Annotated in this window: 23 protein-coding genes and 1 other RNA gene; 13 read left to right on the forward strand and 11 right to left on the reverse strand. The window is 50.9% G+C overall.

What is annotated here, in order from left to right; all coding sequences use genetic code 11:
• Positions 1-89: 89 nt before the first annotated feature.
• Complete coding sequence (locus D9736_RS14070) at positions 90-461, forward strand: helix-hairpin-helix domain-containing protein (protein WP_130206270.1); 372 nt, start codon at positions 90-92, stop codon at positions 459-461.
• Positions 462-554: 93 nt separating this feature from the next.
• A complete protein-coding gene (gene fadM / locus D9736_RS14075) occupies positions 555-953 on the forward strand; it encodes a long-chain acyl-CoA thioesterase FadM (RefSeq protein ID WP_001194534.1) in 399 nt (132 codons plus the stop codon).
• A 51-nt stretch (positions 954-1,004) separates the two neighbouring features.
• Here the strand turns inward: fadM and queC are convergent, their stop codons facing one another.
• Positions 1,005-1,700: a 7-cyano-7-deazaguanine synthase QueC gene (gene queC / locus D9736_RS14080; protein ID WP_130258545.1), complete on the reverse strand. Its 696-nt coding sequence runs from the start codon at positions 1,698-1,700 to the stop codon at positions 1,005-1,007.
• Between the two features lie 63 nt (positions 1,701-1,763).
• On the reverse strand, positions 1,764-3,464 hold the full coding sequence (locus tag D9736_RS14085) for an SgrR family transcriptional regulator (RefSeq protein WP_130258546.1): 1,701 nt from the start codon (positions 3,462-3,464) through the stop codon (positions 1,764-1,766).
• 99 nt (positions 3,465-3,563) lie between these two features.
• Here D9736_RS14085 and cof point away from each other — a divergent pair, with 99 nt between their 5' ends.
• The 6 genes from cof (at position 3,564) to amtB (ending at position 10,404) form a co-directional block, all read left to right on the forward strand.
• Positions 3,564-4,382: an HMP-PP phosphatase gene (gene cof / locus D9736_RS14090; protein WP_130258547.1), complete on the forward strand. Its 819-nt coding sequence runs from the start codon at positions 3,564-3,566 to the stop codon at positions 4,380-4,382.
• A gap of 152 nt (positions 4,383-4,534) precedes the next feature.
• Positions 4,535-4,993 carry a DNA-binding transcriptional regulator DecR gene (gene decR / locus D9736_RS14095; protein WP_000884589.1) on the forward strand — a complete coding sequence of 153 codons (459 nt, stop codon included), beginning with the start codon at positions 4,535-4,537 and terminating at the stop codon, positions 4,991-4,993.
• Positions 4,994-5,022: 29 nt separating this feature from the next.
• Entirely contained in the window at positions 5,023-6,795 is a 1,773-nt protein-coding gene (locus tag D9736_RS14100; protein ID WP_130206276.1) for a SmdA family multidrug ABC transporter permease/ATP-binding protein, read from the forward strand.
• Positions 6,788-8,569 (forward strand): SmdB family multidrug efflux ABC transporter permease/ATP-binding protein, encoded by a 1,782-nt coding sequence (locus D9736_RS14105; protein ID WP_130223209.1) that lies wholly within the window; start codon positions 6,788-6,790, stop codon positions 8,567-8,569. The genes D9736_RS14100 and D9736_RS14105 overlap by 8 nt, the downstream gene beginning before the upstream one ends.
• 180 nt (positions 8,570-8,749) lie before the next feature.
• The gene (glnK, locus tag D9736_RS14110) at positions 8,750-9,088 is read left to right on the forward strand and encodes a P-II family nitrogen regulator (protein ID WP_000780338.1); all 339 of its coding nucleotides are present in this window, start codon (positions 8,750-8,752) and stop codon (positions 9,086-9,088) included.
• Between the two features lie 29 nt (positions 9,089-9,117).
• Positions 9,118-10,404, forward strand: coding sequence for an ammonium transporter AmtB (gene amtB, locus D9736_RS14115; RefSeq protein WP_130215471.1), 1,287 nt, complete (start codon positions 9,118-9,120; stop codon positions 10,402-10,404).
• Positions 10,405-10,586: 182 nt separating this feature from the next.
• Here the strand turns inward: amtB and tesB are convergent, their stop codons facing one another.
• Positions 10,587-11,447, reverse strand: a complete 861-nt coding sequence (tesB, locus tag D9736_RS14120; RefSeq protein ID WP_130215473.1) for an acyl-CoA thioesterase II — start codon at positions 11,445-11,447, stop codon at positions 10,587-10,589.
• A 218-nt stretch (positions 11,448-11,665) separates the two neighbouring features.
• On the opposite strand from tesB, the gene D9736_RS14125 reads away from it, so the two are divergent.
• Complete coding sequence (locus tag D9736_RS14125; RefSeq protein ID WP_130258548.1) at positions 11,666-12,238, forward strand: YbaY family lipoprotein; 573 nt, start codon at positions 11,666-11,668, stop codon at positions 12,236-12,238.
• Positions 12,239-12,268: 30 nt separating this feature from the next.
• On the opposite strand, the gene D9736_RS14130 is transcribed toward D9736_RS14125, so the two are convergent.
• Positions 12,269-12,580, reverse strand: a complete 312-nt coding sequence (locus D9736_RS14130; protein ID WP_130215477.1) for an MGMT family protein — start codon at positions 12,578-12,580, stop codon at positions 12,269-12,271.
• A gap of 162 nt (positions 12,581-12,742) precedes the next feature.
• Here D9736_RS14130 and ffs point away from each other — a divergent pair.
• Together ffs and D9736_RS14140 are read left to right on the forward strand one after the other, a co-directional pair.
• Positions 12,743-12,839, forward strand: an RNA gene (ffs, locus tag D9736_RS14135) — signal recognition particle sRNA small type.
• Between the two features lie 120 nt (positions 12,840-12,959).
• Positions 12,960-13,313 carry a DUF1428 domain-containing protein gene (locus D9736_RS14140; protein ID WP_064529090.1) on the forward strand — a complete coding sequence of 118 codons (354 nt, stop codon included), beginning with the start codon at positions 12,960-12,962 and terminating at the stop codon, positions 13,311-13,313.
• Positions 13,314-13,350: 37 nt separating this feature from the next.
• Here D9736_RS14140 and D9736_RS14145 read toward each other — a convergent pair whose 3' ends face one another.
• From D9736_RS14145 to acrA, 7 genes are all read right to left on the reverse strand, one after another.
• The gene (locus D9736_RS14145; protein WP_130258550.1) at positions 13,351-14,901 is read right to left on the reverse strand and encodes an EAL domain-containing protein; all 1,551 of its coding nucleotides are present in this window, start codon (positions 14,899-14,901) and stop codon (positions 13,351-13,353) included.
• A gap of 162 nt (positions 14,902-15,063) precedes the next feature.
• On the reverse strand, positions 15,064-15,534 hold the full coding sequence (locus tag D9736_RS14150) for a YlaC family protein (RefSeq protein ID WP_130258551.1): 471 nt from the start codon (positions 15,532-15,534) through the stop codon (positions 15,064-15,066).
• Positions 15,535-15,647: 113 nt separating this feature from the next.
• On the reverse strand, positions 15,648-16,199 hold the full coding sequence (gene maa, locus D9736_RS14155; protein WP_130206289.1) for a maltose O-acetyltransferase: 552 nt from the start codon (positions 16,197-16,199) through the stop codon (positions 15,648-15,650).
• Positions 16,200-16,370: 171 nt separating this feature from the next.
• Positions 16,371-16,589 carry an HHA domain-containing protein gene (locus D9736_RS14160; protein ID WP_001280991.1) on the reverse strand — a complete coding sequence of 73 codons (219 nt, stop codon included), beginning with the start codon at positions 16,587-16,589 and terminating at the stop codon, positions 16,371-16,373.
• 25 nt (positions 16,590-16,614) lie between these two features.
• Positions 16,615-16,989: an Hha toxicity modulator TomB gene (gene tomB, locus D9736_RS14165; protein ID WP_000344800.1), complete on the reverse strand. Its 375-nt coding sequence runs from the start codon at positions 16,987-16,989 to the stop codon at positions 16,615-16,617.
• Between the two features lie 557 nt (positions 16,990-17,546).
• Positions 17,547-20,696 (reverse strand): efflux RND transporter permease AcrB, encoded by a 3,150-nt coding sequence (gene acrB, locus D9736_RS14170; RefSeq protein WP_130258552.1) that lies wholly within the window; start codon positions 20,694-20,696, stop codon positions 17,547-17,549.
• Between the two features lie 22 nt (positions 20,697-20,718).
• Positions 20,719-21,912, reverse strand: a complete 1,194-nt coding sequence (acrA, locus tag D9736_RS14175) for a multidrug efflux RND transporter periplasmic adaptor subunit AcrA (protein WP_130215483.1) — start codon at positions 21,910-21,912, stop codon at positions 20,719-20,721.
• A gap of 141 nt (positions 21,913-22,053) precedes the next feature.
• Here acrA and acrR point away from each other — a divergent pair, with 141 nt between their 5' ends.
• Positions 22,054-22,707 (forward strand): multidrug efflux transporter transcriptional repressor AcrR, encoded by a 654-nt coding sequence (gene acrR, locus D9736_RS14180; RefSeq protein WP_130206295.1) that lies wholly within the window; start codon positions 22,054-22,056, stop codon positions 22,705-22,707.
• A gap of 121 nt (positions 22,708-22,828) precedes the next feature.
• A complete protein-coding gene (gene mscK, locus D9736_RS14185) occupies positions 22,829-26,191 on the forward strand; it encodes a mechanosensitive channel MscK (protein WP_130258553.1) in 3,363 nt (1,120 codons plus the stop codon).
• Positions 26,192-26,231: the final 40 nt, after the last annotated feature.

The raw sequence follows: 26,231 nt of genomic DNA on the forward strand, positions 1-26,231 counted from the left end.
GCCTTTTCCATTTCTGAACATTGCCATTTGTTTACTGTTTTCACTGCCGTTAAGGTGATTCCACTGTTAACAAACAAGGAGAAAACAGTATGAAACACGGAATCAAAGCACTGCTCATTACCCTGTCCCTGGCCTGTGCCGGAATGTCTCACTGTGCGCTGGCGGCAGCTCCTGCAGCGAAACCGGCGGCGGTCGAAACCAAAGCGGAAGCACCTGCAGCACAAAGCAAAGCGGCAGTACCGGCGAAAGCCAGTGATGAAGAAGGCACCAGAGTCAGCATTAATAATGCCAGCGCGGAAGAGCTAGCCCGCGCGATGAATGGCGTTGGCCTGAAGAAAGCGCAGGCGATTGTCAGTTATCGCGAAGAGTATGGCCCGTTTAAAACGGTGGAGGATCTAAAGCAGGTGCCGGGGATGGGCAATTCGCTGGTGGAACGTAATCTGGCGGTATTAACCCTGTAATTAATTTGCATAGTGGCAATTTTTTGCCAGACTGAAGAGGTCATACCAGTTATGGCCTCTGTACTTATAACAACAACGTAAGGTTATTGCGCTATGCAAACACAAATCAAAGTTCGTGGATATCACCTCGACGTCTACCAGCACGTAAACAACGCACGCTACCTTGAGTTTCTCGAAGAAGCCCGCTGGGATGGACTGGAAAACAGCGACAGTTTTCAATGGATGACCGCCCATAACATCGCTTTCGTGGTGGTGAATATCAATATCAACTATCGCCGCCCGGCGGTATTAAGCGACCTGTTAACCATTACGAGCCAGTTACAGCAATTAAACGGTAAAAGCGGCATCTTAAGCCAGGTTATTACTCTGGAGCCGGAAGGGCAGGTGGTGGCAGATGCGCTTATCACGTTTGTTTGTATCGATCTTAAAACGCAGAAGGCTTTAGCTCTGGAAGGGGAGCTGCGCGAAAAGTTGGAGCAGATGGTTAAGTAAACGTTTTGTTGTGCCGGATGCGGCTTGAGCATCCGGCAACACCCGGAATAATTACTTCAACCCGGTCTTCTGCTTCATCGCCGCCATCACAACTGGTTTATCGGCCAGATAATGATTCAACCCATTACTACGCAGATTACATGCAGCACAATGACCGCAACCATCGCCTTTGATGCCGTTATAGCAGGTCAGTGTTTCGTTACGCACTAAATCCAGCTTGCCGTAATAATCCGCCAGCGCCCAGGTTTCCGCTTTATCAATCCACATCAGCGGCGTTTCAAAACGAATATCTTTCGCCATGCCCAAACTGACGGCATGGTTTAGTGCTTTCACAAACTCATCGCGGCAATCCGGGTAGCCGGAGAAATCTGTTTCGCAGACGCCGGTGATCACCGCTTCGGCTTTCACCTGATATGCGTAAATCGCCGCGAGCGTCAGGAACAAAATATTACGCCCTGGAACAAACGTATTCGGGATGCCATCGGCTTCAGGTTCATAATCTGGCACTGGAATGCTGTCACGCGTTAGACTGCTGACTGCCAGCTCGTTAAGCAGGGTGACATCCAGCACCTTATGCGCGCGTGCGCCCAGTTTCAGCGCCAGATCGCGCGCGACGTCGATCTCTGCGCGATGGCGCTGACCGTAATCAAACGTCACGCAATGGACTTCATCATATTGTTGCAATGCCTGCACCAGACAGGTTGTAGAGTCCTGGCCCCCACTGAATACAACGACAGCACGTTTCATAAATCATCCCGCTAAATCGATAAAACGTTATGGTAACGCCTGCGGTTAACCCGGGCCAGCTCTTCATTGCGACGGTGCGGGTAGCCAGGCCTCGGTAAATTCAAACCAGCCGCGCGGTGTCAGTCGCACACCGTTCACGCCTGGCGGCGCACTAATGCGATAGTGATAGTTGAACAGTGGTGTCAGCGTTGCGTCAGCCATTAACTGGCTAAACACCATTTTCAGAGCATTAAATCGGTTTTCTTCATCAGGCATTATTTGCACGGCATCCAGTGTCGATTGTAGATGTGCGTATGTACTGGCAGTAAAAACATGTGGCCACAGCGGATCGCAGCGCAGCCATTGTTCAAGGGTATATTCCGGCGCTTCGCCAATTAATCTGTCGCCCATCATGAGGTCTGCTTGCGCCAGTGGCGTGGCTCCATCCCAGTTTTTCGCGTTATGAAAAATAATCTTTAGCTCGCAACCTTCTGCCGCCAGCGTCGTTCGTAACTGTTCTGCCATCACATGAAGTTCCACCGGCAGGTGATAAACCAGCGTCAGCGTTTCAGGTAGTTTGACTTCCTCCGGTACCTTCCATTGTGGAATAGTCCAGCCTGGCAGCAATGCATGACTGGCGGTGATCAGATTTTCTCCGACTTCTAACGTTTGTAGTAAACCGGATTGATGAATAATGGTGATCACTTTTCGTGCCTGCCAGAGAGTCAGTCGGGGGCTTTTGCGCAACGTTAAATAGCAAAAACCTAAACTGATGCCGCTACTGACCTGACTGACCCGTGGCAATTCCTCTGGTTTGCCGATGGTGATTTGGACGGGATGCCGACAACTCGTACCCAAATCTTTTTCAAAAAGCGGCGGGGTTATCCAGTACTCAACCGCTTTTAGTAGCGGATGACGTAAATGGTAATAATCATGGCTTTCGAGGCGCACCAGCTCCGGTGTGAATTGTGTTAAGCGAAAAGGACCAGTGCCGATCAGTGGGAATTGCGGATGCGCCAGATGGCAGCAATAGCTCGCCAGCCGGTGTGCCAGCCAGTAATCGGGACGATTTAAAAAGAAGGTCAGACACTGCGGGTGGGTGACTTCAATACGCTTCACGCTAATAAATAACTGCCTCAGGGCAGGCAACTGTAGCAGCATCAGCAAGCGTTGATGTAGCTGTGTTGCTTTTACTGCATCACCGTTATGCCAATGTAGAGTTGAGCGAAGATAAAAATCCCAGCGTAACCCGTCAGCAGATGTTTCCCAGTGATGTGCTAAATCGCCAATTGGGCGTTGGGAGTTATTGTCGAAACGGCTCAGGCCGGAAAAAATTTGCCCGGCGAGATGCTGTTCGGCTCGTCCGGCTAAAAAACCCGGTTGCAGTGGTTCGAGCGGGCGATAATAAGGAATACGCAATGTCGGGGTATCGTTTTGCCATTGCCCGCCCATAAACGGTTGTAACATGGTACGCAGTTCGCCAGGCGCTAGCTGCGCGAGTTCCAGCACATCCTGTTGTTTTCCACTTTCCAGCGCCTGTTCCATCATCGTATTGCGCAAGGATTCCGGCGTCACCAGAAAGCGCAGTTGCCCGCGTTTTCCGCGCCCGGATTGCGCCTGCCACTCCAGCCATCCCGCCTCCTGCGCCTGACGTAACAATGTGCGTACATGGCGTTCGCTGCAAAAGCAACGTTCTGCCAGTTCGCTGACGGTAACGGATTGTGGTGCTCCGGCGGAAGGCTGCCACAAACGTTGATACTGGTTAAGACGATTAAGCAGTCGCATATAAACCCGGAACAATATTTTTTATCTATTCACTATTACTTCCGTATATATCAAGTGATACTCAATCACCATTAACCGTGTCACAGAGTGGAGAAAGAAATGGCTCGTCTGGCAGCATTTGATATGGACGGCACTTTATTGATGCCTGACCATCATTTAGGTGAGAAAACTCTCTCTACTCTGGCGCGCCTGCGTGAACGCGATATTACCCTTACATTTGCTACGGGGCGTCATGCGCTGGAGATGCAGCATATTCTCGGGGCGCTATCGCTGGATGCGTATTTAATTACCGGCAACGGCACGCGTGTGCACTCTCTGGAAGGCGAACTTTTACATCGTGATGATTTACCTGCGGATGTGGCGGAGCTGGTGCTGTATCAGCAATGGGATACCCGAGCCAGCATGCATATCTTCAATGACGATGGTTGGTTTACCGGGAAAGAGATCCCTGCGCTGTTGCAGGCATTTGTCTATAGCGGTTTTCGTTATCAGATAATCGATGTCAAAAAAATGCCACTCGGCAGTGTCACCAAGATCTGTTTCTGTGGCGATCACGACGATCTTGCACGCTTGCAGATCCAACTACACGAAGCTTTAGGTGAGCATGCACATTTGTGTTTTTCCGCGACTGATTGCCTGGAAGTGCTGCCGGTGGGCTGCAATAAAGGCGCTGCGTTGACGGTGCTGACCCAACATTTAGGTTTTTCGCTGCGTGACTGTATGGCCTTTGGTGACGCGATGAATGATCGCGAAATGTTAGGCAGCGTCGGCAAGGGCTTTATTATGGGTAATGCGATGCCGCAATTGCGCGCGGAACTCCCTCATTTACCGGTGATTGGACACTGCCGTAATCAGGCTGTCTCTCACTTTTTGACGCACTGGCTGGATAATCCACATCTACCTTATTCCCCCGAATAACGAGATCCCTTCCAGCACCGGGCAACTGCCCGGTTTTTTTTGCCCCGAATTTGTCATTTTGTGCATTCTCTGTGAAATCGCACGGAATTAATTGTCGGTATTTGGCCTTTAAAATAGAATCAAAAGAGAAAATAATTCTCTGTGGATTGGCTATGTTAGATAAAATTGACCGTAAGCTGCTGGCCTTATTACAGCAGGATTGCACCCTTTCTTTGCAGGCACTGGCAGAAGCCGTTAATCTGACAACCACGCCTTGCTGGAAGCGTCTGAAACGGTTGGAAGATGACGGTATTCTTATCGGCAAAGTCGCGTTGCTGGATCCGGAAAAAATTGGCCTGGGTCTGACGGCTTTTGTGCTGATTAAAACGCAACATCACAGCAGTGAATGGTATTGTCGCTTTGTTACGGTCGTCACGGAAATGCCGGAAGTTCTCGGTTTCTGGCGCATGGCCGGTGAATACGATTATCTGATGCGGGTCCAGGTTGCTGATATGAAGCGCTACGATGAGTTTTATAAGCGTCTGGTTAACAGTGTGCCGGGGCTTTCGGACGTCACTTCCAGCTTCGCGATGGAACAGATTAAGTACACTACCTCGTTACCTATCGAATAATTATCCAGGATCAGGTCAGGACATAACGCGTGCGATTATTTGCTCAACTAAGCTGGTATTTCCGCCGGGAATGGCGCCGCTATCTCGGGGCTGTCGCCTTGCTTGTCATTATTGCGATTCTGCAACTGATCCCGCCAAAAGTCGTTGGTATTGTTGTCGATGGCGTGACAGAAAAACACTTTACTACCGGGCAGATCCTGATGTGGATCGCCACCATGGTGTTGATTGCAGTGGTGGTTTATCTCCTGCGTTACGTCTGGCGCGTACTGCTGTTCGGCGCGTCTTATCAACTGGCTGTTGAACTGCGTGAAGACTATTACCGCCAGCTAAGCCGCCAGCATCCAGAGTTTTATCTGCGTCATCGCACGGGCGACCTTATGGCCCGTGCGACAAATGACGTCGATCGTGTGGTATTTGCCGCCGGTGAAGGGGTGCTAACGCTGGTGGATTCGCTGGTGATGGGTTGCGCAGTGCTGATAATGATGTCAACGCAGATTAGCTGGCAGTTAACTTTAATAGCGCTGTTGCCGATGCCAGTGATGGCAATCATGATTAAACGGAATGGCGACGCCTTGCATGAACGCTTTAAGCTGGCACAAGCCGCCTTTTCCAGCCTTAACGATCGTACCCAGGAGAGTCTGACCAGTATTCGTATGATTAAATCCTTTGGTCTGGAGGATCGCCAGTCTGCACTGTTCGCCGCAGATGCCGAAGATACCGGTAAGAAAAACATGCGAGTAGCGCGCATTGATGCTCGTTTCGATCCGACCATTTATATCGCGATTGGCATGGCGAATTTACTGGCGATTGGCGGTGGTAGTTGGATGGTCGTGCAGGGCAGCTTAACGTTGGGCCAGCTCACCAGTTTTATGATGTACCTTGGTTTGATGATTTGGCCGATGCTGGCGCTGGCGTGGATGTTTAACATTGTGGAGCGTGGCAGCGCGGCGTATAGCCGAATTCGTAGCATGCTGGCCGAAGCGCCAGTCGTTATTGATGGTAAAGATAAGGTGCCAGAAGGTCGTGGTGAACTGGATGTGAATATTCGTCAGTTTACGTATCCTCAAACTCATCACCCTGCGCTCGAGAATGTCAGTTTTGCGCTGAAACCGGGTCAGATGCTGGGAATTTGCGGGCCGACCGGCTCCGGCAAGAGTACTGTGCTGTCATTAATTCAACGTCATTTTGATGTCACCGAGGGTGATATCCGTTTTCATGATATACCTTTGACGCAGTTGCAACTCGACAGCTGGCGTAGCCGCCTGGCGGTAGTTAGCCAGACACCGTTCCTTTTTTCTGACACGGTTGCTAATAACATCGCGCTGGGTTGCCCGAATGCCACCCAGCAAGAGATTGAACACGTAGCGCGGTTAGCCAGCGTGCATGACGATATTTTGCGTCTGCCGCAAGGTTACGACACAGAAGTGGGCGAACGCGGCGTGATGCTTTCCGGTGGGCAAAAACAGCGAATCTCCATTGCCAGGGCATTGCTGGTCAATGCGGAAATCCTCATTCTTGACGATGCTCTATCGGCGGTAGATGGTCGCACGGAATACCAGATTCTCCATAACCTGCGCCAGTGGGGGCAGGGGAGAACGGTGATTATCAGCGCCCATCGCCTTTCTGCCCTGACCGAAGCGAGTGAAATTATTGTGATGCAGCATGGGCATATTGCCCAGCGCGGCGATCATGATGTGCTGGCGCAGCAAAGCGGCTGGTATCGCGATATGTATCGCTATCAACAACTGGAAGCGGCGCTCAACGATGCTCCGGAAAATCATGAGGAGGCCGTTGATGCGTAGTTTTAGCCAACTCTGGCCGACTCTGAAGCGCCTGTTAGCTTACGGTTCACCGTGGCGCAAACCGCTGGGTATCGCAGTGTTGATGATGTGGGTGGCAGCGGCGGCAGAAGTGAGCTGCCCGCTGCTCGTCAGTTACTTTATCGACAATATGGTGGCGAAAAATAATCTGCCGCTGAAAATGGTTGTCGGGCTGGCGGCGGCATATGTCGTACTGCAACTGTTTGCCGCCGGGCTACATTACGCGCAGTCGCTGTTGTTTAACCGTGCGGCAGTAGGCGTTGTACAACAGTTGCGTACCGACGTGATGGATGCTGCGTTACGCCAGCCATTAAGCGAGTTTGATACCCAACCCGTCGGGCAGGTGATTTCCCGCGTCACTAATGACACTGAAGTGATCCGCGATCTCTACGTTACCGTGGTCGCGACCGTTTTGCGTAGTGCCGCCCTGGTAGGGGCGATGCTGGTAGCGATGTTCAGTCTCGACTGGCGAATGGCGCTGGTAGCGATAATGATATTCCCGGTTGTGCTGGTGGTGATGGTGATATACCAGCGTTACAGTACGCCGATTGTCCGCCGTGTACGCGCCTATCTGGCGGATATCAACGACGGCTTTAACGAAGTTATTAACGGCATGAGCGTCATCCAGCAGTTCCGCCAGCAGGCGCGATTTGGCGAACGTATGGGCGAAGCCAGCCGTTCACACTATATGGCGCGAATGCAAACGCTACGGCTGGACGGCTTTTTACTGCGTCCCCTGCTGAGTCTGTTTTCATCGCTCATTCTTTGTGGCTTGTTGATGCTGTTTGGCTTCTCCGCCAGCGGCACCATTGAAGTGGGCGTGTTGTATGCGTTTATCAGCTATCTTGGGCGACTTAACGAACCCTTAATCGAACTGACCACGCAACAGGCGATGCTGCAACAGGCTGTTGTTGCTGGCGAACGTGTGTTTGAGCTGATGGACGGTCCGCGGCAGCAATATGGCAATGATGATCGCCCGTTACAGAGCGGCACCATTGAAGTTGATAACGTGTCATTTGCTTATCGCGATGACAATCTGGTGCTGAAAAATATTAATCTTGCCGTTCCTTCGCGCAGCTTTGTGGCGTTGGTGGGGCATACCGGTAGCGGAAAAAGTACCCTGGCAAGTTTGCTGATGGGCTATTACCCACTAACAGAAGGTGAGATTCGCCTTGATGGACGTCCGTTAAGTTCGCTCAGTCATAGCGCGCTGCGTCAGGGCGTGGCGATGGTGCAGCAAGATCCGGTGGTGCTGGCGGATACTTTCCTTGCCAATGTGACGCTGGGACGTGATATCTCCGAAGAGCGCGTCTGGCAGGCGCTGGAAACGGTACAACTGGCGGAACTCGCGCGTAGCATGAGCGACGGTATTAATACGCCGCTGGGCGAGCAGGGGAATAATCTCTCAGTCGGGCAAAAGCAACTGCTGGCACTGGCACGCGTGCTGGTGGAGACGCCGCAAATCCTGATCCTTGATGAGGCAACCGCCAGCATTGACTCCGGTACTGAACAGGCGATTCAACATGCTCTGGCGGCGGTGCGTGAACATACTACGCTGGTGGTGATTGCTCACCGCTTATCAACTATTGTTGATGCCGACACCATTCTGGTGCTTCATCGTGGTCAGGCTGTGGAACAGGGTACTCACCAGCAACTGCTGGCCGCCCAGGGGCGCTACTGGCAGATGTATCAACTGCAACTTGCGGGCGAAGAGCTGGCAGCCAGCGTGCGTGAAGATGAATCTCTGAGCGCCTGATTAGCGCAAAATTTCATCGGTGGTGCAAAAATGTAACGCACTGTGCACTGTCATAGTGCGTTTTTATTTTCAATCTTCTCAACTTCCTGCTCTCTTTCTCGTTTTTCATTTCTGGCACACCGCTTGCAATACCTTCTTCGTGTAGCAGAACCATTACCGAATTCTGACCGGAGGGGATCTATGAAGCTGGTGACCGTGATAATCAAACCATTCAAGCTGGAAGACGTTCGTGAAGCGTTATCTTCCATTGGTATTCAGGGCCTGACCGTCACCGAAGTGAAAGGTTTCGGGCGTCAGAAAGGGCATGCCGAGCTGTACCGTGGGGCGGAATACAGTGTCAACTTCCTGCCAAAAGTAAAAATTGATGTGGCGATTGCTGATGACCAACTCGATGAAGTGATCGATATCGTCAGTAAGGCGGCTTACACCGGAAAAATTGGCGATGGCAAAATCTTCGTCGCTGAATTGCAACGCGTCATTCGTATTCGTACCGGCGAAGCCGACGAAGCGGCGCTGTAATCTCTGGCACACAGCAACAGGAACGAAAAATGAAGATAGCGACGATAAAAACTGGGCTTGCTTCACTGGCGATGCTGCCGGGACTGGTCATGGCTGCACCTGCGGTGGCCGATAAAGCCGACAATGCGTTTATGATGATTTGTACTGCGCTGGTGCTGTTTATGACTGTTCCGGGGATTGCCCTGTTCTACGGCGGGTTGATTCGCGGCAAAAACGTGCTGTCGATGCTAACGCAGGTGACCGTGACGTTTGCACTGGTCTGTATTCTCTGGGTGGTTTACGGTTACTCGCTGGCGTTTGGTGAGGGCAACAACTTCTTTGGCAACATCAACTGGTTGATGCTGAAAAACATCGAACTGACGGCGGTGATGGGCAGCATTTATCAGTATATCCACGTGGCGTTTCAGGGATCGTTTGCCTGCATTACCGTCGGCTTGATAGTCGGGGCGCTGGCGGAACGGATCCGCTTCTCAGCAGTGCTGATTTTCGTGGTGGTATGGCTGACGCTCTCTTACATTCCGATTGCGCATATGGTCTGGGGCGGTGGTTTGCTGGCTTCTCATGGTGCGCTGGATTTCGCGGGTGGCACGGTGGTGCACATTAACGCCGCAATCGCCGGTCTGGTGGGCGCGTATCTGATAGGTAAACGCGTGGGCTTTGGCAAAGAGGCGTTTAAACCGCACAATCTGCCGATGGTCTTCACCGGAACTGCCATTCTCTATATCGGTTGGTTTGGCTTTAACGCCGGGTCAGCGGGTACGGCGAATGAAATCGCAGCACTGGCATTTGTGAATACTGTGGTGGCAACGGCGGCGGCAATTCTTGGCTGGATCTTCGGTGAATGGGCGCTGCGTGGTAAGCCTTCACTGCTGGGGGCGTGTTCTGGCGCGATTGCCGGTCTGGTCGGCGTGACGCCAGCCTGTGGCTACATTGGGGTTGGCGGTGCGTTGATTATCGGCGTGGTAGCTGGTCTGGCGGGCTTGTGGGGCGTTACCATGCTCAAACGCTTGCTGCGGGTGGATGATCCCTGCGATGTCTTCGGTGTGCACGGCGTTTGTGGCATTGTCGGCTGTATCATGACCGGGATTTTTGCCGCCAGCTCGCTGGGCGGCGTGGGCTTCGCTGAAGGTGTGACGATGGGGCATCAGTTGCTGGTACAGCTGGAAAGCATCGCCATTACGATCGTCTGGTCCGGTGTGGTGGCATTTATCGGCTACAAACTGGCGGATCTGACGGTTGGCCTGCGTGTGCCGGAAGAACAGGAGCGAGAAGGGCTGGACGTCAACAGCCACGGCGAAAATGCCTATAACGCGTAACAAGCAATCAAATGCAATTTCGCCTGATGCGCTGCGCTTATCAGGCCTACAATAAAAATCACAATTTGTTGAATTTACGATAATTTGTTGACCGGATAAGGCGTTTACGCCGCATCCGGCATCAACAAAAGTACGTTACCAACTATCTGGCAGCCGGACGGTTTTCACCTCCGGCTGTTTTTTTAATTGTGATTACGCATTACCCCTTCCTGAACGGTCGAGGCAACCAGCACGCCGTCCTGGGTATAAAACTCACCGCGCACAAAGCCGCGTGCGCTGGACGCTGACGTGCTCTCCACGCTATACAGCAGCCATTCGTTTAAATTAAATGGTCGATGGAACCACATGGAATGGTCAATGGTGGCTATCTGAATCCCCGGTTCGAGAAAACCGATGCCGTGCGGCTGTAGAGCTACCGGCAGGAAGTTAAGATCAGAAGCGTACCCCAGCAGATACTGATGAACGCGCAGATCATCCGGTACGCTACCATTTGCGCGGATCCATACCTGACGATGCGGCGCGGCGACGTGACCTTTCAGTGGGTTATGAAATTCCACCGGACGCACTTCCAGCGGACGATCGCAGATGAATTTATCTTTCAGCACTGGCGGCAGCAGGTGCGCCAGCGACTGGGCGATCTGTGTTTCCGAGGGCAAACCATCAGGCGCTGGGGCCAGAGGCATCTCTTTTTGGTGTTCGAATCCAACTTCTGGCGCCTGGAAAGACGCTGTCATATAAAAAATCGGTTTGCCGTTCTGAATCGCTGCCACACGGCGAGCACTGAAACTGTTGCCGTCGCGCAGTGTTTCGACATCATAAATAATCGGCTTCTTGCTATCACCAGGGCGAAGAAAGTAGCTGTGGAATGAATGCACCAGACGCTCTTCGGGTACTGTCTCCTTTGCGGCATACAGGGCCTGACCCACGACCTGGCCGCCAAACACCTGGCGTAAACCTAAATCTTCACTCTGGCCGCGAAAGAGTCCTTCCTCAATTTTTTCCAGATTCAACAATGTCAGTAAATTTTTTAAGGCCTGACTCATATTAACTCTCCAGTAACAAAGCTGCCGCAGCAAGCCAAAGTGAGTTGAGTATAACGCAATTTTGTCACTGGTCCGATGGGTGCAATGGTCTGAATTACGGGCTAAATGCAGGCGTAAATACGTGATTTGTGCCACACTTATTGACGTTACGATTTTGTTAACCACTCTTCCGGCGAGGAAAGTTAGCCCGCTGGTGCATTGATAATAAGGAGAAGTGAATGAAACTCGTGCACATGGCCAGTGGTTTAGCGGTTGCGATTGCGTTGGCGGCTTGCGCTGATAAAAGCGCGGATATCCAGACGCCAGCACCTGCTGCAAATACCTCTATTGCGGCGACACAACAACCTGCTATACAGCAACCTAATGTCTCCGGTACGGTCTGGATCCGTCAGAAAGTCGCACTGCCTCCCGATGCTGTGCTGACCGTGACACTTTCTGACGCGTCGTTAGCCGATGCGCCGTCTAAAGTACTGGCGCAAAAAGCGGTGCGTACCGAAGGTAAACAGTCGCCATTCAGCTTTGTTTTGCCATTTAACCCGGCAGACGTTCAGCCGAACGCGCGTATTCTGTTAAGTGCGGCGATTACCGTAAATGACAAATTGGTGTTTATTACCGATACCGTTCAGCCGGTGATCAACCAGGGCGGAACTAAAGCCGACCTGACATTGGTGCCGGTACAGCAAACTGCCGTGCCGGTTCAGGCCAGCGGTGGCGCAATGACCACCGTACCTTCGACTTCACCAACTCAGGTGAATCCGTCTTCGGCAGTTCCAGCTCCAACGCAATATTAAGCGAAGTTAACCCTCTCCGCCTGGAGAGGGTTAGTAGTTCCAGCGATAACGCTGCAAGTCGATTTGTCCGTTTCCCGATACCATCACGCCTTCTGCCAGTAATGCCTGCCGCTGACGCTGTAAATCTGGTCCGGTTAATGAGATTGTGCCGTGGCGGTTAACCACCCGATGCCAGGGCAAAGTGCTGCCTTCGGGCAGGCGCTTTAACACACCGCCCACCTGGCGCGCGGCACGGGGCGATCCTGCCAGTTTCGCGACATCGCCGTAAGTCGTGACATACCCTTCGGGAATAGCGGCTACGATTTGCCACACGCGTTGGGGAAATGAATCTTCTTTTTCCATCTTTCCTTCCTGAGGTAATTTTTCAGCATAATCTGGAAAAACGTCCGAGTGAAGCCGCATTGCGCAAGAAACCAGCATCTGGCACGCAATGGGTTGCAATTAGCCGGGGCAGCAGTGATAATGCGCCTGCGCGTTGGTTCTCAACGCTCTCAATGGGGGCTCTGTTGGTTCTCCCGCAACGCTACTCTGTTTACCAGGTCAGGTCCGGAAGGAAGCAGCCAAGGCAGATGACGCGTGTGCCGGGATGTAGCTGGCAGGGCCCCCACCCATTTCTGCCTCCCCACCGTTTCGTCAAAAAATCCCAATATGGCTAAACTTTAATCACGACTGATGCCGCAAGAATTTTCTGGCTGCGCAGTACGCTTCGGAGGTATGTCTGATGAAGTATGTTGATGGTTTTGTGGTTGCCGTTCCTGCCGACAAAAAGGATGCCTATCGTGAAATGGCCGCAAAGGCCGCGCCGCTGTTTAAAGAGTTTGGTGCCCTGCGCATTGTTGAATGCTGGGCCAGCGATGTACCGAATGGCAAAGTGACCGATTTTCGTATGGCGGTCAAAGCGGAAGAGAATGAGGAAGTGGTTTTTAGCTGGATTGAATACCCTTCAAAAGAGGTCCGCGACGCTGCCAATCAGAAGATGATGTCGGACCCACGGATGAAAGAGTTCGGCGAGTCCATGCCGTTTGATGGTAAACGAATGATCTACGGTGGGTTCGAGTCAATCATCGACGAGTAGCGTGACGGGCTGTGCGGCGTGCCGCCAGCCCCAAAATTCACAGATGGTGTTCTGCCCAGCGTAAAAACTCTTCTTTCGGTAATGCTTTGCTGTACAACCACCCTTGGCCGTAATGTACGCCATGCTGGCGTAGCCACTCTTCCTGTTTGCTGGTTTCGATCCCTTCCGCCACCATTTTAAGTTTCAGTGTTTTTGCCATTTCGATGATATGCGGTGTGACATTTTTATATTCCAGCGCATCAACGAAGGATTTATCGATCTTCAGAATATCGACATCCAGATCCTGCAAATAACTTAAGCTCGAATAACCGGTACCAAAATCATCAAGATAAATTTCATGACCAACCTGTCGATATCGGGAGATTACCGGGGCGCTGATTTTTGGATCGGCAAACTCGCGTTCAGTGAGTTCAAGAGCGATCTGTCTGGGATTGACCTGGTAGTGATTGATCATTTCACGCAGCAATTGCGGGATTTTTTCCGAGGTGAGCACGGTGGATTCAAGATTGATCGAAATATGTTGCTGCGGATGCTGACGCAGCCAGTCGCCCATATCTTCAAAGACCGTTTTGATAATAAGCAGAGTCAGAGATTCTGACAGGCCCGTTTGTTGCGCCAGCGGGATAAAACTATCCGGTGACAACCAGCTACCGTCTGTCTGCGGCCAGCGCGCCAGCGCTTCGGCTCCGACAATCTTTCCATTCGATAAGGAGATAATAGGCTGATAGTGCACGCAAATATCGCGGTTTTCGATAGCATCTTGCAGGCGATGATGCGGTGACTGGATACGGCGTAAAATCCGCAGGACGAACATTGCCGCCAGTAGGCCAATTAACAATCCGACAGGCAACCAGATAAAGACCTGCCGATACCAACCTTTTTGTAACGTTTTTGTCGAAGCCCAGGTGATTATGGAAATGTTCATCTCGGGGAGAGGCAGGATATCGTAAATGATTCCATTCTTTTCGATGTGTTCACCTGGTGTTTTTTGCAGCTGGGTAATAATTCCCTGGGCTATTTCGTCACTGCTGGTAATAATAATGTTATGCACATTGCCAATAATCGCGGCATCAATTTGCCACGAGCTATAAGGAATCACATCTATAAATGAGGCGGGGTCAATCATCACTATGTAATGTGCAGTTCCCATAGCGACCATGTAGCGGGTAATACCTAAATCGTTGTGCGAGGTTAACCATACCCGATAACCATCGTTCGATATTTTACCTGGCTCGGGGAAGGTATCTGGCGGACTTTCATGTTCCAGAGAAGAGCACTGAGGAACGTTGTTATCGACATAGACTACTTCCTGAATATAGCGATAACTATAAGATACCCGGCGCATTTCCATTAGATGAGCCTCGCTACAGGCTGCGCCTTGCCATTTTTCCAGTTTTTGTAGTGCATCTTTCCCTTGCGACGCCACTTTGTTGGCGCGAATAGCGACGCGGGATGAGTAGGTATGTAGCTCCTCAACAAATGACGTTTCTACCTGTTGATGAGCCAGCCAGATGCTTAAGCCCACTGGCAGAAGTACGGAAAGGATCAGTACTCCTGAAATTAGGCTGACCAGATGTCGTGTTCTCACCAGCATGTCCTTATTTACGCAGTGTAGGGAAAGTATATCCGATAGCGAATAAGGGCATGCAAAAGATAAGTGATGCGGGGGAGTTTCGTTAAATGCGTTGTGGCAACGATTGTTGTCAATTCACCAGGCGCGGATGTTTACGCCTGGTGAGGGCGATACAACTTATGGTGTCGCTTCGGTGCGGGTGAGAGTGAAAATATCGTAAAAGGACAACTCACCTTTACGAGCGATCATTTTCTGCAACTGTTCTTTGTGGATGTTCGCGACACGCGGCGAGTTCAGAATAGCGTCGACCAATGCAGTTGGAACAAAGCGTGTATTGTACCATTCGCCGTTGTAGCAAACCCGGAAATCCAGAACGTCGATATCTTCGTAATGGTAACGCGGATAAACGTCAAAAAAGAAGAAACCGTTAAGCAGGATGAACAATACCACCAGGAGCCAGACTGAACCAACCAGCGTTTCAGACTGTAACATCACAGCCAGAGTGGCAAAAAAAGCGACATACATACCGATAAACAGCCCCGGATGTTTACGGATAAAACTGATACTAAAGCGAGGTTTATTATCGCGTTTTTCGTGTGCATTTAGTGCATCAATTGTTTCGGTCAGCAGGCGTTGTATTTCAGTCATCTTTTGCCTTTGTGGTATCTGCAACTTTTCAGGGAACACCTTATTTTAACGTGGGAATCATATGATGAAAGTAACAGATTAACCACAATTTTGCATAACAGTTGCAACTATGGTTACAGTTTTTTAATGACAGTGGCCGGGTTACCGCCCACGACAACGTTAGCCGGAACATCTTTTGTGACGACGGCGCCAGAGGCCACCACGACGTTATCGCCAATGGTTACACCAGGGTTGATGACAGCACGTCCGCCAATCCAGACGTTATTACCGATAGTCACAGGTTTCCCCAGTTCAGCGCCACTATTACGGGCTACTGGGTCAACAGGGTGCGTTGCGGTATAAATGTGAACACCTGGTGCCAACATGCAATTATCACCGATACGAATTGGGCAGACATCGAGCATCACGCAATCGAAGTTGGCGTAAAATCCTTTGCCCAAAAAAATGTTATAGCCATAGTCGCAGCGAAAAGAGGGTTCAATATAAGCATCTGCTACCTGACCGAATAAATCGGTGAGAATTTTCTGGCGTAATGTTTGTTCTTCCGGTGCGGAGTGATTGTATTGGTGAATAAGCTGACGAGCGCGCAGGCGATCGCGAGATAACTCCTCATCTGCCGAGCGATACAACTCACCAGCAATCATTTTTTCTTTTTCTGTGCTCATTACTGACCTCCCGTTGCTGAAAATGCGGCAACACGGTAATGCGAAAAGTCAGTTAAGAGAACGTTCCCGTTTCCCGAGTGTGATGAATGTCACATGCAGTATGCTTTCATTGCGAATAATATAATAATGTTAATAAACAGTCGGTTACATCTTCGAATGTCTGCTATTTAATTACCGAATAAATTTCCATACAGAGGAGGGGATCTTGTCGTACAGTTTATTCATGGTCAATTCTGCGAGGCGGTGATCTGCGGCTGAGTAAAATACCGCCAGTTCATTATCTGATAATTCGTATTTATTTTTCTCGATAACACGCTCAAGCGTGTCAATTGTCTGGCAACGACGCAGACGCATCAAATAATCGGTTTTCGTTAAAGGTTTATCGGACATACTTCTACCCATGGTTGTAATAATTCTAACAAGATAAACTCGCAGGATTCTCTTTAGTGGCATTCACAAAACAACGGAACAGTCGGTTACCTGACTTCCGCCATTTCTGGAGATCCTGCATATTAATACCATAACTACTGAACAACATAAAGGTGTCGTCCAGATATTCATCTATCTGCTCAATGAGCTTATTGTCTTCATTATACTTAATTTTGTAATTAAGTGCGAAGGTTGCTATATGCTCAATGAGTTCATTAAGCTGCAGATTGATGGCCGAGGTAGGGTCGTTAACCCAACCATGGTTACTTTCTTCAAGATTTGCAAGACAGTCATGATACAAGGTTTCGCAGAGAAATTTAAGCTGCGCGATATCATGTCTTTTTGGTGAGTATTCATCCATAACGCGTCCCCCTTCTTAGCGGTTGAACTAACGGACACCTTTTGGGATGGAAAACTTACAGACCTGGCCTTGCACTCTCACTTGTTAGATTAACTATAAGCTACTCTTTGGCGGTTTTCATCGTATTATTACGAAAAATTACAATTAGGAGGAGGGGAGGGAAAAGACCCTCTTCCTCATTCCAGCGCCGACGACGTAATGGCTAAAGCACTTTGTCTGATGCTATTCATAACATAATGTAATCAGGATGTTTGAGAGTGATAAAAGGGTCTGACGATTTGTCACACTAATACCCAGGATTACTCTGATTATGATGTAATTGACATGAACAAATAAAGAATTGCCGCAAATAATTAAGAATAGCCTCTAGATGCCTGGGGGTTATTAAATCCATCAGTACGACTTAATATAAATTAACTAACAATAAGTATTTTTTATGAATTTTATGCGGCGTTAAAACTAACTTACGTTTGAAATCATTAACTATAAACATTTCAACATTAAGATTACGCGTATAAAAAAGGCCGCTTGCGCGGCCTTAGTGATTACGATGTTAATCAGTGATGATCGACTGTATGGTTATGTTCGATATCTTCATTTTTGCGGCTAAAGCGGCGGCGAACCACCACGAAGAACACCGGAACGAAGAAGATCGCCAGTACCGTTGCGGTCACCATCCCGCCCATTACACCAGTACCTACTGCGTTCTGCGAGCCGGAACCAGCACCAGTGCTGATAACCAGCGGCATAACACCGAGAATAAATGCCAGTGAAGTCATCAGGATTGGGCGTAAACGCATCCGCACCGCATCCAGAGTTGCTTCAATCAGACCTTTACCTTCTTTATCCATCAAGTCTTTGGCGAATTCGACGATAAGTATCGCGTTCTTCGCCGACAACCCAATGGTTGTGAGCAGGCCCACCTGGAAGTAAACGTCGTTGGTCAGGCCGCGGAAGGTGGCTGCCAGCAACGCACCGATAACCCCCAGCGGAACGACCAGCATAACGGAGAACGGAATCGACCAGCTCTCGTACAATGCCGCCAGACACAGGAACACGACAATCAACGAAATCGCATACAGCGACGGCGCCTGGTTGCCGGAGAGACGTTCCTGATAGGACATCCCCGTCCAGTCGTAGCCAACACCGGTAGGCAGTTTGCTCGCCAGTTGTTCCATCAGCGCCATTGCTTCACCGGTACTCTTACCTGGTGCCGCCTGGCCTAAGATCTCCATGGATGGCAGGCCGTTGTAACGTTCCAGACGCGGCGAACCGTACTCCCAACGCGAAGAGGAGAATGCCGAGAACGGCACCATCTGGCCATCAGCAGCACGCACATACCAGTTACCGATATCTTCCGGCAGCATGCGGTATTTTGCTTCTGACATGACGTAAACTTTCTTCACACGACCGCGGTCGATAAAGTCGTTCACGTAGCTGCCGCCCCATGCAGCGCCCAGGGTAGTGTTAATATCGTTAATAGAAACACCCAGAGCCTGAGCTTTCTCCTGGTCGATATCAATCTTGAACTGCGGAGTATCTTCCAGACCGTTCGGACGCACGCTGGTCAACAGATCCGGATGTTTCGCCGCTTCGCCCAGCAGCTGGTTACGCGCTTGAGTCAGTTTTTCGTGACCGAGGCCAGCCTGGTCAATCAGCTCAAAGTCGAAGCCGGTTGCCGTACCCAGTTCCACAATCGCAGGCAGGTTAAAGGCGAAGACCATCGCATCTTTAATTTGCGAGAAGGCGCGCGTCGCACGCATGGTAATCGCTTCAACTTTGTTTTCATCACCCGGACGGTCAGCCCAGTCCTTCAACGAAACGAACGCAATACCGGTGTTCTGACCACGTCCCGCAAAGCCGAAGCCGTTAACGGCGAATACCGACTCAACGTTGTTCTTCTCTTTGGTCAGATAGTAATCCGTCACCTCATTGAGCACTTTCTGCGTACGTTCCTGCGTCGCACCCGCTGGCAGTTGGACCATGGTCATAAATACACCCTGGTCTTCATCTGGCAAGAAGGAACTAGGCAGACGTACAAACAGATAAGCCATGCCGACCACAATGATCAGATACAGCACCAGATAACGCCCCGTACTGCGCAGAATGCCGCCTACGCTGTCGGTGTAGTGGTGCGTGCTCTTCTCGAACATGCGGTTAAACCAGCCGAAGAAGCCTTTTTTGCCTTCGCCGTGATCGCCTTTAGCGATAGGTTTCAGCATAGTGGCACAAAGTGCCGGAGTCAGGATCAACGCCACCAGCACTGACAGCGCCATTGCCGAAACAATGGTAATGGAGAACTGACGATAGATTGCACCAGTAGAGCCGCCGAAGAAGGCCATCGGGATAAATACCGCCGACAGCACCATCGCGATACCCACCAGTGCGCCCTGAATCTGCCCCATCGACTTACGTGTGGCTTCTTTCGGCGGCAGACCTTCTTCCGCCATCACTCGCTCAACGTTTTCTACTACGACGATGGCGTCATCCACCAACAGGCCGATGGCGAGCACCATCCCGAACATCGTTAGCGTGTTTATCGAGAAGCCAAAGGCGGCAAGGACGGCAAAGGTCCCCAGCAATACCACCGGTACGGCAATGGTCGGAATCAACGTCGCGCGGAAGTTCTGCAGGAACAGATACATAACCAGGAACACGAGGATGATCGCTTCGACCAGGGTTTTAACCACTTCGTGAATAGAGATTTTCACGAACGGCGTCGTGTCGTACGGATAAACGATTTTCAGACCTGACGGGAAGAATGGCTCCATCTTCGCCAGTTCAGCACGGATTGCCGCAGCAGTTTCCAGCGCGTTCGCACCGGTTGCCAGCTTGATACCCAGACCCGAAGCCGGTTGTCCGTTAAATTCCGCGATGATGTCGTAGTTCTCACCACCCAGCTCAATCTTCGCCACATCACGCAGCAGCACGCGGGAACCATCCTGATTCACTTTCAGCAGAATTTTGCCGAACTCTTCAGTAGAGGTCAGACGCGTCTGAGCAATAATAGAGGCGTTAAGCTGCTGGCCTTTCACCGGCGGTGTACCGCCGAGCTGACCGGCTGCGACCTGGGCGTTCTGTGCTTTGATAGCGGTAATGACATCAACCGGCGTTAGCTGGTATTTGTTCAACTCATTCGGGTTCATCCAGATACGCATCGCGTACTGTGAACCGAACAGCTGAACGTCACCAACGCCCGACGTACGGCTAATGGCATCTTTCATATTTGCCGCTACGTAGTCAGAGATATCTTCCTGCGTCATGGTGCCGTCAGTGTTGATAACGCCGACAACCATCAGGAAGCTACTGGAAGATTTCTCAACGCTCACCCCTTGCTGCTGTACTTCTTGCGGCAGCAACGGCATCGCCAGCTGCAGTTTGTTCTGCACCTGAACCTGCGCGATATCCGCATCAGTACCAGACTCAAAGGTCAGGGTGATCTGCACAGTACCTGTGGAGTCACTGTTAGAGGACATATACATCAGGTTATCGATACCGTTCATATTCTGTTCGATAACCTGTGTCACCGTGTCCTGCACTGTTTTCGCATCAGCGCCGGGGTAGGAGGCGGAGATCGTGACCGCCGGCGGTGCAATCGTAGGATATTGCGCCACCGGCAGTTTGAGGATCGCCAGCCCCCCTGCCAACATGATAATGATGGCGATCACCCACGCAAAAATCGGGCGATCGATAAAGAAATTAGGCATGTCTTAACGGCTCCTGTTTAAGTTAAGACTTGGACTGTTCAGGCTGAGCACCGCTTGCGGCTTGCTGGTTATTATCAGCGGTAACTTCTTGTGCTTTTACCTGGACACCAGGACGCACTTTCTGCAGCCCACTTATTACTACGCGGTCGCCTGCTTTCAGACCTTCTGTCACCAGCCACTTATCACCAATAGCCTGGCTTGCGACGATTGGGCGGGTTTCCACTTTGTCATCTGCGCCAACCACCAGAACGGTAGCCTCACCGCGTGGTGTACGAGTTACACCCTGTTGCGGAACTAAAATGGCGTTAGGATTAAGCCCTTCTTCCAGACGAGCGCGTACGAACATGCCCGGCAGCAGAGTGTGATCCGGGTTCGGGAAGATAGCGCGTAAAGTGATAGAACCGGTGGTCTGATCGACAGTCACGTCAGAGAACTCCAGCGTACCGTCCTGCGGGAACTTAATGCCGTCGCTGGTGATCAGCGAGACTTTGGCCTTGCCGTTCTCTTGCTTCAGCGTGCCATTTGCCAGTTCCTGTTTCAGACGCAGGAAGTCGTTGCTGGACTGGGTAACATCCACATAGATAGGATCAAGTTGCTGCACGGTTGCCAGCGCAGTCGCCTGACCGTTTTGCACCAGGGCGCCTTCCGTCACGTTCGATTTACCAATACGGCCAGTAATCGGAGAGGTGACTTTGGTGTAAGCCAGATTGATCCGCGCGGTTTCAACAGCCGCTTTTGCCGCAGTGACAGCAGCATTTGCCTGTTGCGCATCAGCCAGCGCCTGATCGTACTCTTGCTTACTGATGTACTGAGTACCCAGCAGTTTCTGGTAACGATTAACAGTCAGTTGCGCGATATTGGCTGCCGCCTGCGCTTTCGCCAGATCGCCTTTTGCACTGTCGTACGCCGCCTGGTAGGTAGCAGGATCAATCTGATAAAGAGAGACGCCTGCTTCGATGTCGCTACCCTCTTTGAAATTACGCTTCAGGATAATCCCGCTAACTTGAGGACGAACTTCTGCGATCCGGTAAGCACTGGTGCGGCCCGGAAGCTCGGTTGTGATCTGCAGAGGTTCAGTTTTGACTGTTACTACCCCAACGGCGGGCATCTGCTGGCCACCTTGTTGGGCCTGTTTGTCGTCACATCCTGTAAGCGCTAAGCTGCCTGAGAGCATCAGAACGATCGCCAGAGGCGTAAACCCTCTGTTTTTGTTCATATGTAAACCTCGAGTGTCCGATTTCAAATTGGTCAATGGTCAAAAGTCGATAAACCCATTGCTGCGTTTATATTATCGTCGTGCTATGGTACATACATTCATAAATGTATGTAAATCTAACGCCTGTAAATTCACTAACATATGGCACGAAAAACCAAACAAGAAGCGCAAGAAACGCGTCAACACATCCTCGATGTGGCGCTACGTCTTTTCTCACAGCAGGGGGTATCATCCACCTCACTGGGAGAGATTGCAAAAGCGGCAGGCGTTACGCGCGGTGCAATCTACTGGCATTTTAAAGACAAGTCGGATTTGTTCAGTGAGATCTGGGAGCTGTCAGAGTCCAATATTGGTGAACTAGAGCTTGAGTATCAGGCAAAATTCCCTGACGATCCACTCTCAGTTTTAAGAGAAATACTAATTCATGTGCTTGAATCGACGGTGACAGAAGAACGGCGTCGATTATTGATGGAGATTATTTTCCACAAATGCGAGTTTGTCGGAGAAATGGCGGTTGTCCAACAGGCACAACGAAATCTCTGTCTGGAAAGTTATGAACGTATAGAGCAAACGTTAAGGCATTGTATTGAAAAGAAATTATTGCCAACCAATTTAATGACGCGCCGTGCGGCGATAATTATGCGCGGTTATATTTCCGGCCTTATGGAAAACTGGCTGTTTGCACCGCAATCTTTTGATCTAAAAAAAGAAGCCCGCGATTACGTAGCCATCTTGTTGGAAATGTATCTTCTTTGCCCGACCCTTCGTACTCCCGCCGCCAACGAAAAATCCTGAATCAGACTCCAGGATTTATCCTGGACATTTTCGCTGTTGCTATTCTGGTTCTCTACACCGTGATATTCTAGCCACCCGACTAGTTCAGGTCGTTCTTCAGGTTCAGAAACCTTCATTCATCATGACTATGTTCCAGTATTACAAACGATCACGGCATTTTGTTTTTTCAGCATTTATTGCTTTTGTTCTTGTCTTGTTATGCCAGAACACGGCGTTTGCGCGGGCGTCATCGAATGGTGATCTACCGACGAAAGCAGACCTGCAGGCACAACTTGACTCACTTAATAAACAAAAAGATCTTTCTGCCCAGGACAAGCTGGTGCAGCAAGATATTACTGACACATTAGCCACCCTCGAGAAAATCGATCGCGTAAAAGACGAAACGGTGCAATTACGGCAAAAAGTTGCCGAAGCGCCAGAGAAAATGCGCCAGGCGACCGCAGCGTTAACTGCGCTCAACGATGTGGATAACGACGAAGAAACCCGCAAAATTCTGAGTACGCTATCGTTGCGTCAGTTGGAGTTACGCGTCTCCCAGGCGTTGGACGATTTGCAGAATGCACAAAATGATCTGGCTTCTTATAACAGCCAGTTAGTTTCGTTACAGACGCAGCCTGAACGCGTGCAAAATGCGATGTATACCGCCTCGCAGCAATTGCAACAAATTCGCAGCCGCCTGGATGGAACCGAGGTCGGCGAAGCCGCCTTACGTCCCAGCCAGAAAGTGTTGATGCAGGCACAGCAGGCTTTGCTGAATGCCGAGATTGACCAACAGCGTAAAAGCCTGGAAGGGAACACTGTCTTACAGGACACCCTGCAAAAGCAGCGTGATTACGTGACGGCGAACAGTACGCGACTTGAACATCAGCTACAACTGTTGCAGGAGGCGGTGAACAGCAAGCGCCTGACATTAACCGAAAAAACGGCGCAGGAAGCCGTTACCCCGGATGAAGCTGCGCGTATTCAGGCTAATCCGCTGGTGAAGCAGGAGCTGGAAATAAACCAGCAATTAAGCCAGCGTCTGATTACCGCTACCGAAAACGGTAATGTCCTGATGCAGCAAAACATCAAAGTCAAAAACTGGCTGGAGCGGGCGCTGCAATCGGAACGTAACATCAAAGAGCAGATTTCTGTCCTGAAAGGCAGTCTGCTGCTTTCACGCATTCTTTATCAGCAACAACAAACGCTGCCCTCGGCGGATGAACTGGAAAATATGACCAACCGCATCGCGGACTTGCGTCTCGAACAGTTTGAAGTCAACCAGCAACGTGACGCGCTGTTCCAGAGCGATGCGTTCGTCAGCAAGCTGGAAGAAGGTCACGCCAACGAAGTCAACAGCGAAGTTCACGATGCGTTATTGCAAGTGGTTGATATGCGTCGCGAACTGTTGGATCAGCTTAACAAACAGTTGGGTAACCAGCTGATGATGGCCATTAACCTGCAAATCAACCAGCAGCAGTTAATGAGCGTATCGAAAAACCTGAAATCCATCCTGACTCAGCAAATTTTTTGGGTGAACAGTAACCGTCCGATGGACTGGGACTGGATCAAAGCGTTCCCGCAAACCCTGAAAGATGAGTTTAAATCGATGAAAATTACGGTGAACTGGGAAAAAGCCTGGCCCGCCGTATTTATCGCTTTCCTTGCCGGTTTGCCGCTGCTGTTGATTGCCGGGCTGATTCACTGGCGTTTAGGCTGGCTGAAAGCATATCAACAAAAACTGGCTTCGGCGGTAGGTTCCCTGCGTAACGATAGCCAGCTCAATACGCCAAAAGCGATTCTTATTGACCTGATCCGCGCGCTGCCGGTGTGCCTGATTATTCTCGCGGTTGGCCTGATTTTGCTGACCATGCAGCTCAACATCAGCGAACTGCTGTGGTCGTTCTGTAAAAAACTGGCGATTTTCTGGCTGGTGTTTGGCCTGTGCTGGAAAGTGCTGGAGAAAAACGGTGTTGCCGTGCGTCACTTCGGTATGCCGGAACAGCAGACCAGCCACTGGCGTCGGCAAATTGTCCGCATCAGCCTCGCGTTGCTGCCGATCCATTTCTGGTCTGTGGTGGCAGAACTCTCCCCGCTGCATCTGATGGATGATGTGCTGGGGCAGGCGATGATTTTCTTCAACCTGCTGCTGATTGCCTTCCTGGTGTGGCCGATGTGCCGCGAAAGCTGGCGTGATAAAGAGTCGCACACCATGCGACTGGTCACCATTACTGTGCTGTCGATTATCCCGATTGCGCTGATGGTGCTGACTGCAACGGGCTATTTCTACACCACGCTGCGCCTCTCCGGGCGTTGGATTGAAACCGTTTATCTGGTGATCATCTGGAACTTGCTCTACCAGACGGTGTTGCGCGGCTTAAGCGTAGCGGCGCGACGTATCGCCTGGCGTCGTGCGCTGGCGCGTCGGCAGAATCTGGTGAAAGAGGGCGCTGAAGGTGCCGAACCGCCGGAAGAACCCACCATCGCGCTGGAGCAGGTTAACCAGCAGACGCTGCGTATTACCATGTTGCTGATGTTTGCGCTGTTCGGTGTCATGTTCTGGGCAATTTGGTCCGATTTGATCACCGTGTTCAGCTATCTCGACAGCATCACGCTCTGGCATTACAACGGCAATGAAGCTGGTGCTGCGGTGGTGAAAAACGTCACCATGGGCAGTCTGTTGTTTGCGATTATCGCCTCAATGGTGGCCTGGGCGTTGATTCGCAACCTGCCTGGTTTGCTGGAAGTGCTGGTGCTGTCGCGCCTGAACATGCGCCAGGGGGCATCGTATGCCATCACCACTATCCTTAACTACATCATCATTGCCGTTGGTGCGATGACGGTGTTCGGATCGCTGGGCGTCTCGTGGGATAAACTCCAGTGGCTGGCAGCAGCATTATCCGTAGGTCTTGGTTTTGGCTTACAGGAGATCTTCGGTAACTTCGTCTCCGGTTTGATCATCCTGTTCGAACGTCCGGTGCGCATTGGCGATACGGTAACCATTGGTACCTACTCTGGGACGGTCAGTAAGATCCGTATTCGTGCGACAACGATTACCGATTTCGATCGCAAAGAAGTGATCATCCCGAACAAAGCGTTTGTTACCGAGCGTCTGATCAACTGGTCATTGACTGACACCACCACGCGTCTGGTGATCCGCCTGGGCGTGGCCTATGGTTCCGATCTGGAAAAAGTCCGCAGAGTTCTGCTCCAGGCAGCGACTGAGCATCCAAGGGTGATGCACGAGCCAATGCCAGAAGTCTTCTTTACTGCATTTGGCGCCAGCACGCTGGATCACGAACTGCGCTTGTATGTTCGTGAACTGCGCGACCGTAGCCGCACCGTCGATGAACTGAACCGTACTATCGATCAGTTATGTCGTGAAAACGACATCAACATTGCCTTTAACCAGCTTGAAGTGCATTTGCATAACGAGAAGGGCGATGAAGTGACGGAAGTGAAACGTGACTACAAAGGTGACGATCCGACGCCAGCGGTAGGATAATAACGAAAGGGGCGGCATTTAGTTGCCCCCGAGATTGCTG

This window comes from Escherichia sp. E10V10, assembly GCF_004211985.1.
Lineage (GTDB): Bacteria > Pseudomonadota > Gammaproteobacteria > Enterobacterales > Enterobacteriaceae > Escherichia.